Origin of the sequence: Dyella sp. RRB7, from assembly GCF_022761115.1 — a bacterium.
Lineage (GTDB): Bacteria > Pseudomonadota > Gammaproteobacteria > Xanthomonadales > Rhodanobacteraceae > Dyella.
The window spans coordinates 1,174,538-1,189,958 of sequence record NZ_JAKWJS010000001.1 but is presented as its reverse complement, the minus strand read 5'-3'; the positions used below and the strand labels follow the sequence as shown (position 1 = coordinate 1,189,958).

The following is a 15,421-nucleotide window of genomic DNA, read 5'->3' as shown; positions in this document are numbered from 1 at the left end:
ACGCTCGATCGTAGGGATGGGTATCGCCTGGATGATGCTCGGCATGGTGATCATGCCGGCGGGCGTCTCGTTCAATCCGGGCAAGGCTTACCAGGCCAGCCTGATCGTGCTGCTGTATCTGCCCGCGCTGTGGCTGGCCTTTTCGCAGCGCGCCCGGGTATGGCGCCAGTTGTGGCCATTGCCGGCCTTTCGCGTGTTCCTGTTGCTGCTCGCATGGGCCACCGCATCGCTGGCATGGGGCAAGCTGTCGCGTCCCGGCGACGAGTTGGGACGCCTGCTCAGCGTGCTGGCCTTCGTGCTCGGATGGCAGGCGTTCGCCGCCGACGAGGTGGCGCGCATTCGCGGCCTGCTGCTATCGGTGGGCGTCGCCATTGCGGCTTGCGCCGCCTTCTATTGCGTCACCTTCGCCATCACGCCGGTGTCGGACGGCCGCATCATCGGCGAGGGCACCATCGCCACGGCCAACTACGCGGCCGCCCTGATGGGGGTGGTGGCGCTGTGGCTGAGCCAGCTGGATATCGCCGGGCGCCAGTGGTCCGCATTGCGCTATGTCGCGATGGCGGTGTTGCTGGTGTTCGTCGGTTTTACGCATACGCGTAATGTTTGGCTGGCACTCTGCGCCACCCTGGTGCTGATGCCGCTGTGGCGGCCCGGCCGGGGTTATCGCTGGCTCGCCCTGGGTGTGTTCGCGGCGGTCGTGCTTGCCTTGTCCTGGCGGTCGGCGTTGCTGATGGAGCGTGGTACGTCGTTGCGTCCGGAGCTTTTCGCGCAGTCGATGCACCTGGCTTCCCAGCAGCCATGGCTTGGGCTTGGGCAGGGGGTGCCCTTCACGCTGATGGTGTACGGGCAGCCCTATACCCATACCCACAATGTGTTGACGCAGATGCTGGTCGAACTGGGCATCCCGGGCCTGCTGCTTACGCTGGCGCTGTGGCTGCTGGTGGGCTGGCAGGGCTGGCGCAGCCGCGGCCTGATGCAGGGGCGCCTGGTGCTGGCGCTGTGGGTCTACGCCTCGGTGGTGCTGCAGTTCGACATGCCGCAGATGCTCGATAGCCCCCGTCCCGCCTGGCTGCTGGTGTGGCTGCCGTTCGCGCTGGCGCTGGGCCTGGCCTGGCGCCAGCGTACGGTGGACCGGACAACTCCTATCCATTGAATTTAAAGTACCCCGATGTGGATTGGGGACTCGGGGGCTTCACGATGAACAAGGTGCTGGTAACCGGTGGTGCGGGCTTTCTCGGCTCGCACCTGTGTGATCGGCTGTTGAGCGATGGCCACGACGTGCTGTGCGTGGACAACTTCTTTACCGGCAGCAAGCAGAACATCGCCCATCTGCTCAACCACCCCTACTTCGAGCTGATGCGGCACGACGTGACCTTTCCGCTCTATGTGGAGGTCGACCGCATCTTCAATTTCGCCTGCCCGGCCTCGCCCGTGCACTACCAGTACGATCCGGTGCAGACCACCAAGACCAGCGTGCATGGCGCCATCAACATGCTGGGCCTGGCCAAGCGCACGCGCGCTCGCATCCTGCAGGCCTCCACCAGCGAGGTGTATGGCGACCCGGAAGTGCACCCGCAGCGCGAGGATTACTGGGGCCGCGTCAACCCGATCGGTTTCCGCAGCTGCTATGACGAAGGCAAGCGCTGCGCCGAGACGCTGTTCTTCGACTACCACCGGCAGAACAACCTCGACATCAAGGTGGTGCGCATCTTCAACACCTATGGCCCGCGCATGCACCCCAACGACGGCCGCGTGGTGAGCAATTTCATCGTGCAGGCGCTGCGCGGCGAGGACATCACCATCTACGGCGACGGCAGCCAGACGCGCAGCTTCTGCTACGTCGACGACCTGATCGAAGTGATCGTGCGCATGATGAACAGCGAGGCCGGCTTCACCGGGCCGGTGAATATCGGCAACCCGGTCGAGCACACCATGTTGCAGCTGGCGGAAAAGGTGCTGCAGCTGGTGGGCGGTCGTTCCAAGCTGGTGTTCCGCCCGCTGCCGTCGGATGACCCGCGCCAGCGCCAGCCGGACATCGCGCTGGCCAGGCAAAAGCTGGGCTGGCAGCCGCAGGTGAGCCTCGACGACGGCTTGCGTGAGACCATTGCCTACTTCCGCAAGCAGCTGGCGGGCGAGGTACGGGTATGAGCAACAGCGTCAGCTTCAGCGTCGTCATCACCAACTACAACTACCGCGACTATGTCGGTACGGCCATCGAGAGCGTGCTGGCCCAGACGCGTGCCGCGGCGCAGTTGATCGTGATGGATGACGGTTCCACCGATGGTTCCGCGGCGTGGCTTGTCGAGCAGTACGGCGACGATCCGCGGGTGACGTTGCGCTGCGTGAGCAATGGCGGGCAGCTCTCCGCCTTCGTGAAGGGGCTGGATGGCGTCACCGGCGATATCGTCTGCTTCCTCGATGCCGATGATCACTGGGACAAGAACTACCTGGCGCGTATCGGCGAGCTCTACGACAACCGCCGCGACATCGACTTCGTGTTCACCGACGTCAACCTGTTCGGCAACGAACAAGGGGTGCTCGGCTATGCGGACCGTCCCACCGATCTGGGTTATACCGCCATCAGTACCTGGGTAACCGCCTACTGGTACGGCGCCGCCACGTCCGCGTTGTCCATGCGCCGTTCGTGGGCGCAGCGGGCGCTGGACCTGCCCTCGACGTTCCAGGACACCTGGCGCATTTCGGCCGACAACTGCCTGGTGTTCGGCACCAGCGTGCTCGGCGCGCGCAAATACTTCCTGCCGACGGGCATGGTGCATTACCGCGTGCATGGCGCCAACGGCTGGTGGCATGCGCGGCACAAGGAAACCCAGTTCACCAATTGCTATCGCTCGCGCACGCTCATCAACTATTACGCCGAGCGCATGCGCATGAACATCTTCACGCTCGACCTGACCAAGCTGGAGTTCCGCAGCAAGCCGGAGCCGTCCTGGGATGAGGCGCGCCGCTACGCCAAGATCGCCATCCGTCGCAGTGGCGCCGGATGGATGAAGCGCGTGGAGCGTTCCGTCGCCATCCTGCGCCGCGGCTGGCGCCAGCGCCGCAAGGACGGTCGGCGCGCGTGAGCGAAGCCATGCCAGTGGATGCTGCCGTGATCCCGCGCGTCAGTGTGGTGGTGTTGACCTACAACTGGCCGGCGGCGCTGGAGCGGGTGCTGGAAGGCCTGGCACGGCAGACCGAACTTCCGTGCGAAGTGATCGTGGCCGACGACGGCTCGGGACCGGACACCGCCGCGCTGATCGCTCGCATGGCGCTGACGTTCCCCGTGCCGCTGCGGCACCTGTGGCAGGAGGATCGCGGTTTCCGCGCCGCGCGTGCGCGCAATCGCGGCATCGCGGCCAGCCGGGGTGATTACGTGATCCTGCTCGACGGCGACATGCTGGTGCACCCGCGTTTCATCGCCGATCACCTGATGCTGGCCGAGCGCGGCTATTTCCTGCAGGGCGGCCGCCTGAAGGCGACACAGGAAGAATCGCAACGCCTGCTCGCCGGTGGCCAACCGGTGTTCACCCCGTGGGTGCATGCCGATTTCGAGGAATTCGACGGCACTCGCCGGCTGTACGCGTTCCGCGCACCGTGGCTGGCGCGCTGGAAGGCGCGCTCGCGCAATGGCGGCCGCGTGATGAGCTGCAACATGAGTTTCTGGCGCGACGACCTCCTGCGCGTGAACGGCTTCGACGAACGCATGGAAGGCTATGGCGCGGAGGATCGCGAACTGGCCGCGCGCCTGGAAAACACCGGGCTGCGCCGTCGCGCGCTGAAGTGGGCGGCGCTGGCCGTCCACCTGTGGCACAACTCGCGTTCGCCGCCGGATGTCGATGACATGGCGCTGCCGAACAATCGGCTGTTCCATGCCACCCGCACGCAGCGCATCACCTGGTGCGAGCGTGGCATCAACCAGCACACCGAGCTGCTGCGCGAGGACGAGCGCGCGACATGAAGCTGCTCTATACCAACTTCCATGCCGGCGATGGCGGTGGCCACACCACCTACATCCGCGAACTGGCGGCAGCCCTGGCAGCGTCTCATGAGGTTCACGTGGCGGCGCCGCCCGGCAGTCGCCTGAATCGCGAGGCGCGCACCCTGCCTGGCGTGTTCGTCATCGACCAGCCGTTCCCGAACGGGCTGAACAGATGGAGGGCACGCCGACGCGCCCGCGCGCAGCTGGCGCACTACTTGCGTACACAGGCGTTCGACATCGTGCACGTCAACGGTTCGGCGGATCATCGGCTGGTGCTCTCGGCCATGCCGCCGACGCGCCCCGCGCTGGTGTGGACCAAGCACAACTCCAAGCCGGTGCGTGGCCTGGGTCATTGGCTGCGGGCGCGGGTGACGGACCAGGTCATCGCGGTATGCGAGTTCACCCGGCGCGAGCTTCTGCATACCGCCTACCGGCGATGCCGGCTCGATACCGTCTACAACGGAGTGGACATTGATCACTGGCTGCCATGGCCCGCCGGGCTGGCGGCGGCCGAGCGACAGCGGTGGCAGGGTGGCGATGAAGCCGTGTTGCTGCTGGGCAGCAATGCCGGCACCGCCAGCTACAAGGGCTGGATGGATCTGCTCGAAGCATTGGCGCAGTTGCCGGTCGAGACGCGCCAGCGCGTACGTGTGCTGATTGCCGGCGTGCCGCCCAAGGCGGAGCAGCTGGCGCGTGTCGAGGCGCTTGGCCTGGCCGGCCAGGTGGTGTTTCCCGGCGTGCTGACCGATCCCCGCCCGCTGGTGGCCGCGCTCGACGTGGGCTTCGTGCTGTCCTATGACGTGGAGACCATCTCGTTCGCCTGTCGCGAGATGATGGCGATGGGCAAGCCGGTGTTGCTCAGCGACTATGCGGGGTTGCCAGAGAATATCGATGCCGGCGTGGATGGCTGGCTGGTGCCGGTGCGTGATCGCCGCGCGATCGCGGCGGCGGTCGCTCGCCTGCTGGAGCAACGCGCCGCGCTGCCCGCCATGGGTGCGGCAGCGCGCCGGCATGCCGAGCGCGAATTCGGATTGCCGCAGTTCGTGCAGCGCACCGAGGCGGTGTACCGGCGCCTGCTGGATGCGCGCCGGCGCTGAGCGTCACTCTTCCAGCGACGCCGCCGACACGCGGTCGACGTTTTCGTCGGGCAGGCAGCCCGGCACCACCGCATCGGCCTTGAACATCCACCATTCGCGCCGGTTCGCATGCCCCAGGCTTACCGCCTTGCTGCGGTCCACGCAGTTGGCCATCACCGCGTCGAGCGCGAACAGCCAGCGGTGCGCGGGGTCCTGCGCCTGCCACTTCACCGCGGCGGCGTATTGCTCGTGCCACGGTCGGGTGAAGCCAAAATCGGTGGCCGGATGATTGAGCATCAGCAGGTTCTGTTCCTTCCAGGCGACCATGCCCAGCTCATCGCCGGGCGGCAGGCGCTCGCGCACGTCCTGCATCAGGCCGGCGGCGGAGCTGGAATCGTTGAGGATGGGATAAGCCCACAGGCTCCACACCAGCCACATCACGGCCATGCCGCCGACCACCGCCGCCACCGCGCGGCGCACGCGCAGGGTGGCGATCAGCAGCAGTTGCGCGGCGCCGATCACCACGAACATCCACCACAGCGCGTGGCCGCCGTCCTCGAAGCCGCGCGCGGTGGCGAATTCGCTGGCGAACTTCGGATGCGCCGCCAGTGCCACGCCGCCCACGCCGAGCATCGCGGCGCCCATGATGCCGATGAACAGCAGGCCCGCCACGCGCAGCCAGCGCTTGTGCAGCAATTCCTCCAGGTACGGCCCGCTGACCAGCGCCAGCATCGGCAGCGCCGGCATGATGTAGACGTCGCGCTTGCCCTTCGGGATGGAGAAGAACACCAGCAGCAGCACGATCCAGCCCAGCGGCAGCAGGATGCGCGCGTCCTTGGCCTTCAGCGCGCGCCACCAGCGCGGCAGCGTACCCGGATAGGTCAGCGACAGCGGCAGCCAGGTGAACAGCACGATGGGTATGTAGTACAGCGGCGAATGGTGGTGATCCCACGACTTGCTGTAGCGGCCGGCGGTCTGGTGGAACAGGATGTCGTTGACGTAGGCCGCATAGGCCGGGTCGCCCGCATGGCTTTTCGCGCCCAGCAGCATCGGCACCAGCCATAGCGCCACGGCCGCCAGCAATGCCACCAGGCCCAGCGGCCAGCGCCACCAGGCGCCCGCGCCCATGCGCGCCACGCCATTCCAGTGGCCGAAAGCGGCAACGAGATAAGGCAGGAACATCAGCAGCGCGAGCACGCCCACGCCCTTGGTGATCACGCCCAGGCCCGCGCAGAAACAGCCGAACCAGAACGCGCGCCAGTTCGGCCCCTTCAGCATGTGCACCAGCAGGCCCCAGTTCGCCGCCGTGATGGTGAACATCACCAGCGGATCGATCTGCGCGCGCTTGGTCTGGTAGACGAACTGGAACGTGATCAGCAGCGCCGATGCGGCATACAGCCCGACCTGCCGGTTCCACAGCCGCCGCCCGAGGTCGTAGACCAGCAGCAGCGTGCCCAGTGCGGCCAGCAGCGACGGCAACAGAAAGGCGATGCGCCAGCTGCCGACCACCGTATAGCTGGCGGCCTCCAGCCAGAACAGCATCGGCGGCTTGTCCGAGTACAGCTCGCTGCCGCGATGCGGGAACAGCCAGTCGCCGCTCTCCACCATCTGCTTGGCCGCCAGCGCGAAGCGCGGCTCGTCCGACGGCCAGGGATCGCGCAGGCCGATGCCGGCGCCGATCACGACCAGGGCGAACAGCAGAAACAGCCAGAACCGGCGGCGTTCCTGCGAGGTGGCTTGGGAAGAAGCGAGCATGCGTGGATTCCGGAGCGGCGGTGCCGCGTCGTAACGGGTTGAGCCTAAAGGGCGGTGCCTTGGGTCGCGGGCGCGGTCATTCTGCGCCGAGCCCGCAGCTGGCGTCAGGCCTTTTCGAGCACGGCATAGTACATGCCGTCCAGGTCGCCATCGCCGGGCAGGATCTGCCAGCCCACGCTGGCGGCCTGCCCGACCGGCAGCTCGAACGCGATGGACCGGGCATCCGCCTGGCCGGCCAGCCAGGCATCCACCACCGCATCGTTTTCGCGCCGCAGCAGCGAGCAGGTGATGTAGACCAGCCGCCCGCCCGGTGCCAGCAACGGCCACAGCGAGGACAAGATGCGGCTCTGCTGCGCCACCAGCGCGGCGATATCGCTTTCGCGGCGATGCAGGCGCACATCGGGCCGTCGGCGCAGCACGCCGGTGGCCGAACAGGGCGCGTCGATCAGGATGCGGTCGAACGGCCGGCCGTCCCACCATGCCGCCGGTTGCCCGGCGTCGCCGATGACCACGTTGGCGGCCAGGCCAAGGCGGTCGAGATTCTGGGTGATGCGCTGCGCGCGCTTCGGCTCGAATTCCAGCGCGGTCAGCGCCACCTCGGCGCGTTCCAGCACGTGGCAGGCCTTGCCGCCGGGCGCGGCGCAGGCATCGAGCACGCGCTGGCCGTCGCGCACTTTGGCCAGGTCGGCGGCGATCTGCGCGGCGCCGTCCTGCACGGCGAAATCGCCAGTGGCGAAGCCAGGCATGCGGGTGATGTCGCTGCTGTGCGGCAGCACGATGGCGTCGACAAGCCAGGCATGCGGTTCGGCCGTATAGCCGTCCGAACGCAGTCGATCGATGAATACATCGCGCGATGTGCGGCGGCGATTCACGCGCAACATCAGCGGCGGCTCGATATTGTTGGCCGCCATCACGGCATCGGCCTGGGCGGGCCAGTCATGGGCGATGGCCTTGGCCAGCCACGCGGGATGGGCATGCCGCGTCTGCGGCTTGGCGTCGAGCCTGGCGAGCAATTCGATGCGCTCGCGCTGCCAGCGGCGCAGCACCGCATTCACCAGGCCGGCCATGCGCGGACGTTGCAGCGTTCGCGTCGCCTGCACGGTGGCGGCCACGGCGGCGTAATCGGGTAGCTGGAGAATCTCCAGCTGCACCAGGCCCAGCACCAGCAGGGCGTGGATGGCCGGTTCCTTCTGGCGCAGCGGCTTGTCCAGCAGTTGGTCGAGCGCGGGGTCGAAGCGCAGCCACCAGCGCACGCCGTCGCTCAGCAGGGCCATCAACAGCGCGCGGTCGCGCGAATCGGCGAGTCGCGGCGCGTAGCGCTCCATGGCATCGCGCAGCGAGGCGCCGCGCAGGGCGATGTCGGCAAGGGCCTGGGCGGCGAGGGCGCGGGTGTCCTGGCTCATGGCAACCTCAGCGGCGCAGTTCGGGGCGTGCGTTGAGGTAGTCGACCGCGCCGATGCGCTTGCCGCCCGCGCGCTGCAAGGCGGTCACGCGCAAAGCGCCCTGGCCGCAGGCGATGTCGATGCCGTCGCGCCCGGCGCCGAGCACGCTGCCTGGTTCGGCATGGTGGTCGCGCTCGATGGCTTGCGCCGCCCAGATGCGCAGCGGCTCGCCGGCGATCTCGCCTTCGGCCACCGGCCACGGATCGAACGCACGCACCTGGCGTTCCAGCTCGATCGCGGGGCGGTTGAAATCCAGCCGCGCCTCGGCCTTGTCCAGCTTGTGCGCATAGGTGACGCCCTGGTCGGGCTGCGGACGGGGCACCAGCGTGTCGCCGGCCATCACCCGCGCCAGGCCTTCGGCGAGCACGTCGGCGCCGAGCGCGGACAGACGGTCATGCAGCGAACCGCCGGTGTCCTCGCGGCCGATCGGCGTGCGTCGTTCCAGCAGCACCGGCCCGGTATCCAGGCCCGCTTCCATCTGCATCAGGTCGACGCCGCTTTCGTGGTCACCCGCGAGAATCGCGCGCTGGATCGGCGCGGCGCCGCGCCAGCGCGGCAGCAGGCTGGCGTGCACGTTCCAGCAGCCCAGGCGCGGCATGGCCAGCACCTTGCGCGGCAGGATCAGGCCATAGGCCACCACCACCATCAGGTCGGGCCGGTAGGCGGCCAGCGTGGCCTGCACCTCGGCCGACTTCAGCGCCTCGGGCTGTTCGACCGCAATGCCTGCCGCCAGCGCCGCCTGCTTGACCGGGCTGGGCGTCAGCTTGCGGCCGCGCCCGGCGGGGCGATCGGGTTGCGTATAGACAGCCACCACCTCGGCGCCGCTGGCGCGGCACGCTTCAAGGCAGGGAACGGAAAATTCGGGAGTGCCCGCGAAAACGACGCGGAGCTTCAAGCGCTGGCCGCCTGCTTGCGCTGCTTTTCCATGCGCTTGAGCAGCATCGAGCGCTTCAGCGGCGATAGATAGTCGACGAACACCTTGCCGGCGAGATGGTCCATCTCGTGCTGGATGCACACCGCCAGCGGGCCTTCGGCCTCGACGATGATCTCGTTGCCGTCCACGTCCTGCGCCTTCACCTTCACCTTCAGGGCGCGGGTGACGTCGGCATAGATGCCGGGGAACGACAGGCAGCCTTCCTGATAAACCTGGGCGCCGTCCTTCTCGATGATCTGCGCGTTGATCAGCGCCAGCGGCTGGTTGCGTTCGTCGCTCATGTCGGCGACCAGCACCTGCCGGTGCACGTTGACCTGGGTCGCGGCCAAACCCACGCCATTGGCGGCGTACATGGTTTCGAACATGTCCGCCACGAACTGCTTCAGTTCGGCGTCGAACACGCGCACGGGCTCGGCGCGGGTGCGCAGGCGGGGATCGGGAAATTCGATGATGGTCAGTGCGGACATAAGCTTTGCCTCAGCGCGCAAACTGCGGGCAAATCGGTAAAAACCAAGCCCGGGCGCGATCTAGAATGGGCCTTATTGTACGTCGCCAAGCTCGTGTCTGGCATGCCATTTTGCCAACTGGCGCCAGTTGCGTGCTTGAACTGTTCGGTTACACTCGCCCGAGCGTCGGGGGATGGGGGATTCCCGTTTATGATCAGAAAGTCCATTGGGCTGCTGGCCGGCATGCTGGTCACGGTGGCTGTTTATGCTGCGGGCGCGCAACTGCGTGCCGATCACCCCGATACCTATACCGTGCGCAAGGGCGACACGCTTTGGGCGATTTCGGCGCGGTTCCTGTCCAAGCCCTGGTTGTGGCCGGAAATCTGGCAGGCCAATCCGCAGGTGCAGAATCCGCATCTGATCTATCCGGGCGACGTGCTCAATCTCTCCTTCATCAACGGCCCGCGTCTGGCCCTGCAGCCGCGCGTGCGCGCTGAAGGCGACGCCATCCCCGCCATTCCGCTGTCCGAGCTGCGCATGTTCCTGAGGGAGATGCGGGTGCTCGACTCCGATCAGGTGAAGTCATTGCCGTACGTGGTGGGCTTCGAGGAGGCCGACCTGCGCGGCACGGTCGGGCGCCTGGTCTATGTGCGCAACCTGCAGGCCAATCCTGGCCAGCGCTACGCCATCGTGCGTCCCACCCAGACCTTCCGCAATTTCAACGGCAAGGCCGGACGTGATGGCGGTGCCGACCTGGTGGCCCATACGCTCGATTCCGATGCCTCCACGGTCAAGAGCCCCTGGTCGGAAGATTTCCGTGCCGATGGCCATTACGGCCGCGGCGAGGATATCGGCACCGAGGTCAGCGTGATCGGTACCGCCGAGGTGCTGCGCACGGGCGATCCGAGCAGCCTGCTGCTGCTTGACTCCACCGTCGAGATCCGCAAGGGCGATCGCATCCTGCCGGTCGACGACAAGCCGTATGACCCTTACTACTACCCGCATGCGCCCAAATCGCTGCCAGGCAATGCCCGCGTGATCGCGTTTGCGCTCGACGCCTACGATGCCGTGGGCCGCAGCCAGGTGGTGGCGCTCAACATCGGCTCGCAGGACGGCGTCGAGAACGGCCAGACCTATTCGATCTACCAGCCGGGCGAAACCATTGCCGACGACGTGGCCAGCGACAGCTGGGACCGCGGCACCGGCAAGAGCGTGACGCTGCCGCAGGAGTTCGTGGGCCATGTGATGGTGTTCCGCACCTTCGACCGGGTCAGCTATGGCCTGATCATGGATGGCGTGCGTCCGGTGCATAAATTCGACAAGCTCGAACTGCCCGAGTAAGCCACCGCAGCGTTATGGGACGACAGAACGGCGCGGTGAAAACCGCGCCGTTTCCCTTTGGGGCCGCCCCTAGGCTTGGCGGCCATGGACCATGCGAATGACTTTCTCCCCTGGCTGACACTCCTGCGCACACCCAGCCTCGGGCCGAGCGGCCTGCGTGCGCAACTGACCGAACATGGCGGCGACATCGCGGCGGCGCTTGCCGCCCTCCGGCAGCGCCAGGCCACGCTGCCCGATGAGGCCGGCAGATGGCTGCGGCAGCCCGATGAAAGACGGCTGGCCGCCGACCTCGCCTGGCTGGCCGAACCGGGCCGGCGACTGCTGTGCTGCACGGACGAGGACTTCCCGCCCCTGCTGGAGGCCATCCCGCAGCCGCCAGCGGCGTTGTTCGTGGTGGGGGACCCCAGCCTGCTGCTGCATCCCCAGGTGGCCATCGTGGGCGCGCGCGCGGCCACCCTGGGCGGGCGGACCCACGCCCGCGCCTTTGCCCAGGCGCTGGGCCTGGCGGGTTTCACCATCACCAGCGGGATGGCCGATGGCATCGACGGCGCGGCCCACCTGGGCGCGCTGGATGCGGGCCTGCCCACGCTAGCGGTGATCGGCACCGGGCCGGACCGGGTCTATCCGCCCAAGCATCGCGAGCTGGCGCGCCGCATCGCCGCGCATGGCGCCCTGGTGAGCGAGTTTCCGCCGGGCACGCCGGCCCGTGGCGACCACTTTCCGCGCCGCAATCGCCTCCTTTCCGGGCTGGCGCTGGGTACCCTGGTGGTCGAGGCGGGCCTGCAGTCCGGATCGCTGATCACGGCCCGCCTGGCGGCCGAGCAGGGCCGCGAGGTATTCGCGCTGCCCGGTTCCATTCATAATCCGCTCGCCCAGGGCTGCCATCGGCTGATTCGCGATGGCGCCCGGCTGGTGGAAACCGCCAGCGAGATCGCCGAAGCGCTGGCGCCGGCCGCGGTCGCGCTGGGCCGCGAACTGGCCAGCCGGCTCGATGGCGGGTCGGAACCCTCGGCGCGTTCGGTCGTCGTGGACCCGGCCAGCCAGGCCCTGCTGGATGTCCTGGGGCATGGATCGATGGCGCTGGACGAGCTGGCGGCCCACACTGGCCAGACTGTCGCCAATCTGTCGTCGGCCCTGCTGATGCTGGAGCTCGACGGGGTGATCGAGGCTTTGCCAGGCAACCGGTACCAGCGTTTGCCTGGCTAAAGACTCGTACTGCAGCGCGTTTTCACATGGCCGAGCTTGACGCCGTCGAGCTGCCATGCCTTTAACTAGATATAGAGGCCAGCCCGGACGGGCTTGGCCATTGATGGCGGATACCGAGTTACATGGCAAAAAACCTGCTTATCGTCGAGTCACCGGCCAAGGCCAAGACGATCAACAAATACCTCGGCAAGGACTTCCAGGTCCTGGCCTCCTACGGTCACGTGCGTGACCTCAAGCCGAAGGAGGGTGCCGTCGATCCCGATCACGGGTTTGCCATGGCCTACGAGGTGATTGACCGCAACGAGAAACACGTCGACGCCATCGCCAAGGCGGCCAAGCTGGCCGACGACATCTATCTGGCGACCGACTTGGATCGCGAGGGCGAGGCGATCTCCTGGCACATCAGCGAGATCCTCAAGGAGCGTGGCCTGACCAAGGGCAAGCAGTTGCACCGCGTGGTGTTCTCCGAGATCACCCCCAAGGCGATCAAGGCCGCCGTGGCCAGCCCGCGCCAGCTGTCGCTGGACATGGTCGACGCGCAGCAGGCGCGCCGCGCGCTGGATTACCTGGTGGGCTTCAACCTGTCCCCGGTGCTGTGGCGCAAGGTGCAGCGCGGCCTGTCCGCCGGCCGCGTGCAGTCGCCCGCGCTGCGCATGATCGTGGAGCGCGAGGAAGAGATCGAAGCGTTCAAGGCGCGCGAGTACTGGACCATCGAGGCGGCGCTGCGCCATCCCGAAGGCGACTTCAGCGCCCGCCTCACCAAGCTGTACGGCAAGAAGTTCGAGCAGTTCGGCCTCACCAACGAGGACGACGCCATGGCCGCCCGTGCGGCGCTGAAGGAAGCGGCGCACGGCCGCCTCACCGTCAGCGACGTCACCAGCAAGGAGCGCAAGCGCCGCCCGGCGCCGCCGTTCACCACCTCCACGCTGCAGCAGGAAGCGGCCCGCAAGCTGGGCTTCTCCACCAGCCGCACCATGAAGATCGCGCAGGGCCTGTATGAAGGCGTCTCGCTGGGCAGCGAGGGCAACGTCGGCCTGATCACCTACATGCGTACCGACTCCGTGGCGCTGTCCGAGGACGCGCTAGGCGAGCTGCGCGAACTGATCAAGCGCGATTTCGGCGCCAAGGCGTTGCCCGACCACGCGCAGGTCTACAAGTCCAAGTCCAAGAACGCCCAGGAAGCGCATGAGGCCGTGCGCCCCACTTCCGCGCTGCGCACGCCGCGCGAGGTATCGGCGTTCCTCAATGACGAGCAGCGCAAGCTGTACGAGCTGATCTGGAAGCGCACCGTCGCCTGCCAGATGATCCACGCCACGCTCAACACCGTGTCGGTGGAATTCGCGCTGCCGCACGCCAAGGGGGGCGAGGCGTCGTTCCGCTCCACCGGCACCACCGTGGTCGATCCGGGCTTCCTCGCCGTGTACGAGGAAGGCCGCGACCAGAAGAGCGCCGAGGACGAGGACGAAGGCCGCCGCCTGCCCAGGCTGGAGGTGGGCGAGCAGATCGCGCTGCATGACATCGCCGCCGAACAGCACTTCACCGAGCCGCCGCCGCGCTACTCCGAAGCCAGCCTGGTGAAGACGCTGGAAGAGCACGGCATCGGTCGTCCGTCGACCTACGCCAGCATCATCCAGGTGCTGCTCAACCGCGAATACGTGTTCCTCGACAGCCGGCGCTTCAAGCCGACCGACGTGGGCCGCGCGGTAAGCAAGTTCCTCACCGCGCATTTCACCCGCTACGTCGACTACGACTTCACCGCCAAGCTCGAAGATGAGCTGGATGCGGTGAGCCGCGGCGAAGAAGCCTGGGTGCCGCTGATGGAGCGCTTCTGGCAGCCGTTCAAGCAGCAGGTGGACGAGAAGACCGAATCGGTCGACCGCAGCGAAGCCACCGGCGCGCGCGAGCTGGGCAGCGATCCGAAAACCGGCAAGCCGGTGTCGGTGCGGCTGGGCCGCTACGGGCCGTACGCGCAGATCGGCGACAAGGACCAGGACGAAAAACTGCAGTTCGCCAGCCTGCGCCCGGGCCAGAGCATGCACACCATCACCCTTCCCGAGGCGCTGGAGCTGTTCAAGCTGCCGCGCACGCTCGGCACCGCCGACAACGGTGACGAGGTGAGCGTGGGCGTGGGCCGCTTCGGCCCGTTCGTGAAGCAGGGCAGCACCTATGCCTCGCTCAAGGTCGAGGACGACCCGTACACCATCGAATTGCCGCGTGCCCTGCAGATCGTGCAGGAAAAGCTGGAGATGATCGCCAACCGCATCATCAAGGACTTCGGCAACGGCGTGCAGGTGCTCAACGGCCGCTATGGCCCGTACATCACCGACGGCGAGAAGAACGCGCGCATTCCCAAGGACCAGGAGCCCAAGGACCTGACCGAGGCCCAGTGCCTGGAGCTGCTGGCTGCTGCACCGGTGAAGCCGAAGAAGGGACGTGGCGCGTTCAAGAAGGCTGCGTCCAAGAAGACCGCCGAGAAGAAGCCCGCGGCCAAGAAGGCTGCTGCCAAGACCGCCACCAAGAAAACCGCGGTGAAGAAAGCGGCGACCAAGAAAACCGCCAGCAAGAAGACGGCCGCCAAGAAAACCGCGGCCAAGTCCACGGCGAAAAAGGCGGCCAGCAAGAAGACGGCGGCCAAAGTCGAGGGCTGAGTGACATCGCGCTTCACCCTGGACGATCTGGCCGCCGCCGCCGCCCTGCTGCGCCATGGCGGCGTGCTGGCCTATCCCACCGAGGCGGTCTATGGCCTTGGCTGCGATCCGCATGATCGCCAGGCGTTCGAGCGCCTGTTCGCCCTCAAGCAACGGCCGCCCACCCAGGGCGTGTTGCTGATCGCCGCGGAGCTGGCCCAGGTCGAGCGCTATATCGACCTGGCTGCCGTGCCTGCCGAAGTCATGGCGCAGGTGCAGGCCAGCTGGCCCGGCCCCAACACCTGGATCTTCCCGCGTTCGCCGGCCGTGCCCGACTGGGTGACCGGCGCGCATGCGGGCATCGCCTTGCGGGTGACCGCGCACGCGCCCGCGGCGGCGCTGTGCCGGGCCTTTGGTGGTGCGTTGGTATCCACCAGCGCCAATCCCCATGGTGAGCCGTCCGCGCGCTCCGCGGCCACGGTGGAGGCTTACTTCGGCCCTGCACTGGATGGACTGCTCGATGCCCCGCTGGGTGGTCAGCAACGGCCCACAGTCATCCGCGACGCGCTCTCGGGCGCTATCATCCGAGCCTGATTGAGTATCGTCGTCCGCAAG

Annotated in this window: 13 protein-coding genes; 9 read left to right on the top strand and 4 right to left on the bottom strand. The window is 67.3% G+C overall.

Annotated features, from left to right (window positions below):
* Nucleotides 1–16 precede the first annotated feature (16 nt).
* Genes MJ606_RS05355 through MJ606_RS05335 form a run of 5 tightly spaced genes read left to right on the top strand, consistent with a single transcriptional unit; the run spans nt 17 to nt 5,076 of the window.
* Complete coding sequence (locus tag MJ606_RS05355) at nt 17–1,153, top strand: O-antigen ligase family protein (RefSeq protein WP_243048356.1); 1,137 nt, start codon at nt 17–19, stop codon at nt 1,151–1,153.
* A gap of 44 nt (nt 1,154–1,197) precedes the next feature.
* Nucleotides 1,198–2,148, top strand: a complete 951-nt coding sequence (locus tag MJ606_RS05350; RefSeq protein WP_243048355.1) for a UDP-glucuronic acid decarboxylase family protein — start codon at nt 1,198–1,200, stop codon at nt 2,146–2,148.
* Nucleotides 2,145–3,083 (top strand): glycosyltransferase family A protein, encoded by a 939-nt coding sequence (locus MJ606_RS05345; RefSeq protein WP_243048354.1) that lies wholly within the window; start codon nt 2,145–2,147, stop codon nt 3,081–3,083. The genes MJ606_RS05350 and MJ606_RS05345 overlap by 4 nt, the downstream gene beginning before the upstream one ends.
* Nucleotides 3,080–3,958, top strand: coding sequence for a glycosyltransferase family 2 protein (locus tag MJ606_RS05340; RefSeq protein ID WP_343214794.1), 879 nt, complete (start codon nt 3,080–3,082; stop codon nt 3,956–3,958). The genes MJ606_RS05345 and MJ606_RS05340 overlap by 4 nt, the downstream gene beginning before the upstream one ends.
* Nucleotides 3,955–5,076 carry a glycosyltransferase gene (locus MJ606_RS05335; RefSeq protein WP_243048353.1) on the top strand — a complete coding sequence of 374 codons (1,122 nt, stop codon included), beginning with the start codon at nt 3,955–3,957 and terminating at the stop codon, nt 5,074–5,076. Before MJ606_RS05340 ends, MJ606_RS05335 begins: the two co-directional genes overlap by 4 nt.
* 3 nt (nt 5,077–5,079) lie before the next feature.
* On the opposite strand, the gene MJ606_RS05330 is transcribed toward MJ606_RS05335, so the two are convergent.
* The 4 genes from MJ606_RS05330 to def form a co-directional block, all read right to left on the bottom strand.
* Complete coding sequence (locus MJ606_RS05330; protein ID WP_243048352.1) at nt 5,080–6,810, bottom strand: glycosyltransferase family 39 protein; 1,731 nt, start codon at nt 6,808–6,810, stop codon at nt 5,080–5,082.
* A gap of 104 nt (nt 6,811–6,914) precedes the next feature.
* Complete coding sequence (gene rsmB, locus MJ606_RS05325; RefSeq protein WP_243048351.1) at nt 6,915–8,213, bottom strand: 16S rRNA (cytosine(967)-C(5))-methyltransferase RsmB; 1,299 nt, start codon at nt 8,211–8,213, stop codon at nt 6,915–6,917.
* 7 nt (nt 8,214–8,220) lie between these two features.
* Nucleotides 8,221–9,147, bottom strand: a complete 927-nt coding sequence (gene fmt, locus MJ606_RS05320; protein ID WP_243048350.1) for a methionyl-tRNA formyltransferase — start codon at nt 9,145–9,147, stop codon at nt 8,221–8,223.
* Nucleotides 9,144–9,653, bottom strand: a complete 510-nt coding sequence (gene def, locus MJ606_RS05315) for a peptide deformylase (protein WP_243048349.1) — start codon at nt 9,651–9,653, stop codon at nt 9,144–9,146. The genes fmt and def overlap by 4 nt, the downstream gene beginning before the upstream one ends.
* A gap of 189 nt (nt 9,654–9,842) precedes the next feature.
* Here def and MJ606_RS05310 point away from each other — a divergent pair, with 189 nt between their 5' ends.
* From MJ606_RS05310 to MJ606_RS05295, 4 genes are all read left to right on the top strand, one after another.
* Nucleotides 9,843–10,973: a LysM domain-containing protein gene (locus MJ606_RS05310; RefSeq protein WP_243048348.1), complete on the top strand. Its 1,131-nt coding sequence runs from the start codon at nt 9,843–9,845 to the stop codon at nt 10,971–10,973.
* A gap of 84 nt (nt 10,974–11,057) precedes the next feature.
* The gene (dprA, locus tag MJ606_RS05305) at nt 11,058–12,179 is read left to right on the top strand and encodes a DNA-processing protein DprA (protein ID WP_243048347.1); all 1,122 of its coding nucleotides are present in this window, start codon (nt 11,058–11,060) and stop codon (nt 12,177–12,179) included.
* 122 nt (nt 12,180–12,301) lie between these two features.
* The gene (locus tag MJ606_RS05300; RefSeq protein WP_243048346.1) at nt 12,302–14,827 is read left to right on the top strand and encodes a DNA topoisomerase I; all 2,526 of its coding nucleotides are present in this window, start codon (nt 12,302–12,304) and stop codon (nt 14,825–14,827) included.
* Nucleotides 14,828–15,400 (top strand): Sua5/YciO/YrdC/YwlC family protein, encoded by a 573-nt coding sequence (locus MJ606_RS05295; RefSeq protein WP_243048345.1) that lies wholly within the window; start codon nt 14,828–14,830, stop codon nt 15,398–15,400. It begins immediately after the preceding gene.
* Nucleotides 15,401–15,421: the final 21 nt, after the last annotated feature.

Coding starts and splice junctions, on each gene's coding strand:
- def (WP_243048349.1), bottom strand. CDS start 9,653: ATGTCCGCACTGACCATCATCGAATTTCCCGATCCCCGCCTGCGCACC.
- MJ606_RS05310 (WP_243048348.1), top strand. CDS start 9,843: ATGATCAGAAAGTCCATTGGGCTGCTGGCCGGCATGCTGGTCACGGTG.
- rsmB (WP_243048351.1), bottom strand. CDS start 8,213: ATGAGCCAGGACACCCGCGCCCTCGCCGCCCAGGCCCTTGCCGACATC.
- MJ606_RS05300 (WP_243048346.1), top strand. CDS start 12,302: ATGGCAAAAAACCTGCTTATCGTCGAGTCACCGGCCAAGGCCAAGACG.
- MJ606_RS05335 (WP_243048353.1), top strand. CDS start 3,955: ATGAAGCTGCTCTATACCAACTTCCATGCCGGCGATGGCGGTGGCCAC.
- MJ606_RS05345 (WP_243048354.1), top strand. CDS start 2,145: ATGAGCAACAGCGTCAGCTTCAGCGTCGTCATCACCAACTACAACTAC.
- MJ606_RS05330 (WP_243048352.1), bottom strand. CDS start 6,810: ATGCTCGCTTCTTCCCAAGCCACCTCGCAGGAACGCCGCCGGTTCTGG.
- MJ606_RS05355 (WP_243048356.1), top strand. CDS start 17: ATGGGTATCGCCTGGATGATGCTCGGCATGGTGATCATGCCGGCGGGC.
- MJ606_RS05350 (WP_243048355.1), top strand. CDS start 1,198: ATGAACAAGGTGCTGGTAACCGGTGGTGCGGGCTTTCTCGGCTCGCAC.
- dprA (WP_243048347.1), top strand. CDS start 11,058: ATGGACCATGCGAATGACTTTCTCCCCTGGCTGACACTCCTGCGCACA.